This is a genomic window from Heyndrickxia sporothermodurans, assembly GCF_003055045.1.
Classification (GTDB): Bacteria; Bacillota; Bacilli; order Bacillales; family Bacillaceae_C; genus Heyndrickxia; species Heyndrickxia sporothermodurans.
The window spans coordinates 1-3,552 of record NZ_NAZB01000035.1 but is presented as its reverse complement, the minus strand read 5'-3'; the positions used below and the strand labels follow the sequence as shown (position 1 = coordinate 3,552).

The following is a 3,552-nucleotide window of genomic DNA, read 5'->3' as shown; positions in this document are numbered from 1 at the left end:
TTGACTAATCGTAAGAAATAGACGGAAGTTTTCCGGCTATTGACTCTAAAAACGTAAAAAAGGGTAATTTTTCTTTGCTTAATCGGAAAATCTCCGCCTATATCCCCCAAACCGAGCTCTATTCTACTGTATAACCGAAGAATTTCCGCTTATTTTAAATTAGTTTAAAATATAATCCATATTAACTATGAACAGGGTGGACTTTTTTCCTAATTTCCAAAAAATGATGATTGAACACGAACGTATATTCGAATAAAATAATACATATAATAAGAACTAACGTTCCTATTCAGAGGCAAAATTATATAATTGAAAAAGGGTGAAGAGCGTGACGGTTGATTACAATACGTTACCACATCATCAGATTTTATGTGTAGATATGAAAAGCTTTTATGCGAGTTGTTCTGCTGTAATGGAGGGGGAGGATCCATTAAGCTGCTATTTAGCGGTAGTTGGGAACAAAGAACAGCAAGGAAGTGTCGTGCTTGCTGCTTCACCAAAATTAAAAAAGGATTTTGGAATTAAAACAGGCTCTCGACTGTTTGAAATTCCAGATGATCCTTGTATTAAAATTGTTGAAGCAAAAATGGCAACTTATCTACGCATTGCAACCGAGATTACCCGTTTATTTAACCGATACGTACCAAAGGAAGCGATACATGTATATAGTGTCGATGAAAGTTTTATCAAAGTGGATAAGGCAGATCTTCTTTGGGGAGATGCAAAAACGATTGCTGCAAAAATAAAAGATGAGCTTGAACGGGAGTTTCAGCTTCCGTGTGCAATTGGCATTGGTCCAAATATACTCATGTCAAAGCTTTGTCTAGATATTGATGCAAAGAAGCAGGGCATTTCCGAATGGACCTATGAGGATGTTCCTGAAAAGCTGTGGGGGATTTCTCCATTAAAAGAAATGTGGGGAATTGGGAGACAACTTGAAAAGCGGCTCAATCGGATGGGGATTTTTTCTGTCGGACAGCTTGCACATTATGACCTCGCGAAGTTAGAAAAGGAATTTGGTATTATTGGCAATCAGCTCTATTACCATGCCTGGGGCATAGATTTATCTGAATTAGGAGCTCCTATTATGGAAGGGCAGGTAAGCTTTGGAAAAAGCCAAATTTTGTTACGGGACTACAAAGAAGAACCTGAAATCAAACATGTCATTTTAGAAATGTGTGAAGAAGTAGCCCAAAGAACCCGAGTACATGGAAAGGCTGGACGAACGATTAGTTTAGGAATAGGGTACAGTGACTCTGATTTCGGTGGAGGATTTTACCGTTCACACACGATTAATGAACCAACAAATGTGACGATGAAGATATATCAAGTATGTTTAAAATTATTTCACCTTCATTATTCGGGGAAAAATGTTCGACAGATTACTATTGCCGTTTCGAATCTTATCGATGATCGGGTCCTTCAGCTTAGTTTATTTGAACCGAATCGTGTTAAACAGCATGAACTAGGATTTGTCGTTGATCGAATTCGTCAAAAGTATGGAGCAGGCTCACTGCTTCGAGCGGTTTCTTATACACAAGCGGGAACAGCAAGAAAACGTGCCGCATTAGTAGGTGGTCATAAAGCATAACAATGAATAGAGGTGACAAAGATGATACGTGATCGCGGTCGAATCAAGTGGAATTCACTTATGCTTCCTGAGCATGTAAAAATGCTTCGGGATTGGGCAGAGGAAGATACGTATGAACAGCAAAAATACATGGATGAACAACAACTTGAACGAATGGACGATATAATGAACGAAGCAATAGAATGTGGAAAAACGGTAACCATCACTCATTATCGCAATCATCACCATGAGCTTGTGCTAGGATTGATTAAACGCTACAAGCCATTAGAGGGAAAACTGGATATTATTGATAGATTTGATGAGGTGCATACAATTTTTCTTGAAAATATTGTGGATGTTCAGATGATCGAAGACGAAATATAAGTTGTTACATTAATTATTAAAGGGTGGGCTAATAACCATCCTTATTGACCTCTATTAGTGGTTTTCTTATTATGCACTCGACTATTTCGTTTAGTAATCAGGATATGTGGCTATGGTAAACCCAAAGAGAGGAGAAAAGTACGTGAAGATTGAAATGAAAGAAACACTTTCTAAAAAAATCCTTACAGAAGCAAAAGGTTATTTAGATGTCGGATTTACACATTCATTGAATCCCTATAGTGGGTGTGCGTTTTCTTGCAGATACTGTTATGTAAGGGAAATGCCGATTCAGAGATTCAAAGAAATTCCTTGGGGAGAATGGCTGGACATAAAAACAAATGCAGCTGAAAATTACCGGAATGAAATCATCAAACTTCGGAGGAAGAACAAACCCGTAAATATATTTATGTCCTCTGCAACGGACCCTTATCAACCAATAGAACGTAAGGCAAACATTACAAGAGCGATCTTAGCAGAAATGATTGAGAATCCTCCTGATTTTCTTCAAATTCAAACACGAAGCCCACTTATCACAAGGGATATCGATTTGATAATTAGATTGAAAGAAAAATGTGAAGTTTTAGTATCTATGACAATCGAAACGGACAGAGAAGAGATTAAGCAAATATTCGCACCATATGCACCGGGAATTAAAATCCGGCTAAAAGCCTTAAAGGAAATTCATGATGCCGGAATACCTACACAAGCTTCGATTTCCCCGCTGTTACCTTTTACACCTGATTTTCCAAAACAATTGAAGGGTATCGTAAACCATGTTTGGATCGATACTTTAAGTATTGGTGATGGATCAATGGGAAAGCGTTCAGAGAGATTAGGAATGCCAAAAGTATTTGAAGAGCATGATTTATCCAAGTGGTATCGTAAAGATATACATGTAATGGTAGAAAAATATTTTCATAAATACTTTCCTAGTGAAATGATAAGAGTTTCAAAAAAAGAAGCCTTTCCAAAATAAAAAGATTAGATCATGAAGCGAACCCCCCTAAGTTGGACTAAGAATCAAACTTTGTACTGCACCCCAAAAGTTAGAGTAAAAATCTAACTTTTGGAGTGTTTATTTATGGCTAAATATAGTGAGAAATTTAAACTGATGGTAGTTAAAGCGGATTAACCCCCGAATTTTGGACAGTATTTCTCTTAATCTCACTTTATCTTAAAATTACATTCTTTTTCGTTTCCTTTTGTCCTTTTGAGATCATAGCCATTGCTTCCATTCCTTCAAGGGTAAAGGCTTCGCCCGACTATCGTCGCCCTTGATTCCATTCCAGAAATGGCTGAAATAATTTTTGGGACAAAAGGAAGAAAAAATGGAAGGGGCGATTAAACCCGTACCTCTTTGATTTTCACGTTTTCACATTGTTGCTGTTCATAAAACTCATTTGGCGATAAGTCTAAAATACTAGAATGCATGCGTCTTTCGTTATAAAACACCATAAACTCTGCGACTGATTCATAGGCTTGTGCATACGTTTCAAATTGCCATCTTGATAAACAATCATCTTCAAAAATTCTATGAAAAGACTCAATGTGAGCATTCATATTTGGCGTTTTTGGTGGAATTCTTTCATGTTCTAGTG

The 3,552-nt window shown here is 37.1% G+C and carries 4 protein-coding genes; 3 read left to right on the top strand and 1 reads right to left on the bottom strand.

Annotated features, from left to right (window positions below; genetic code table 11):
- Nucleotides 1-379: 379 nt before the first annotated feature.
- The 3 genes from B5V89_RS14835 (at nucleotide 380) to B5V89_RS14825 (ending at nucleotide 2,930) form a co-directional block, all read left to right on the top strand.
- Complete coding sequence (locus B5V89_RS14835) at nucleotides 380-1,591, top strand: Y-family DNA polymerase (RefSeq protein WP_066234692.1); 1,212 nt, start codon at nucleotides 380-382, stop codon at nucleotides 1,589-1,591.
- A gap of 21 nt (nucleotides 1,592-1,612) precedes the next feature.
- The gene (locus tag B5V89_RS14830) at nucleotides 1,613-1,954 is read left to right on the top strand and encodes a YolD-like family protein (RefSeq protein ID WP_066234589.1); all 342 of its coding nucleotides are present in this window, start codon (nucleotides 1,613-1,615) and stop codon (nucleotides 1,952-1,954) included.
- 142 nt (nucleotides 1,955-2,096) lie between these two features.
- Complete coding sequence (locus B5V89_RS14825; protein WP_181294683.1) at nucleotides 2,097-2,930, top strand: SPL family radical SAM protein; 834 nt, start codon at nucleotides 2,097-2,099, stop codon at nucleotides 2,928-2,930.
- A gap of 365 nt (nucleotides 2,931-3,295) precedes the next feature.
- Here the strand turns inward: B5V89_RS14825 and B5V89_RS14820 are convergent.
- Nucleotides 3,296-3,552: integrase core domain-containing protein (locus tag B5V89_RS14820; protein ID WP_142406530.1), on the bottom strand; the 257-nt coding region annotated here is incomplete at its 5' end.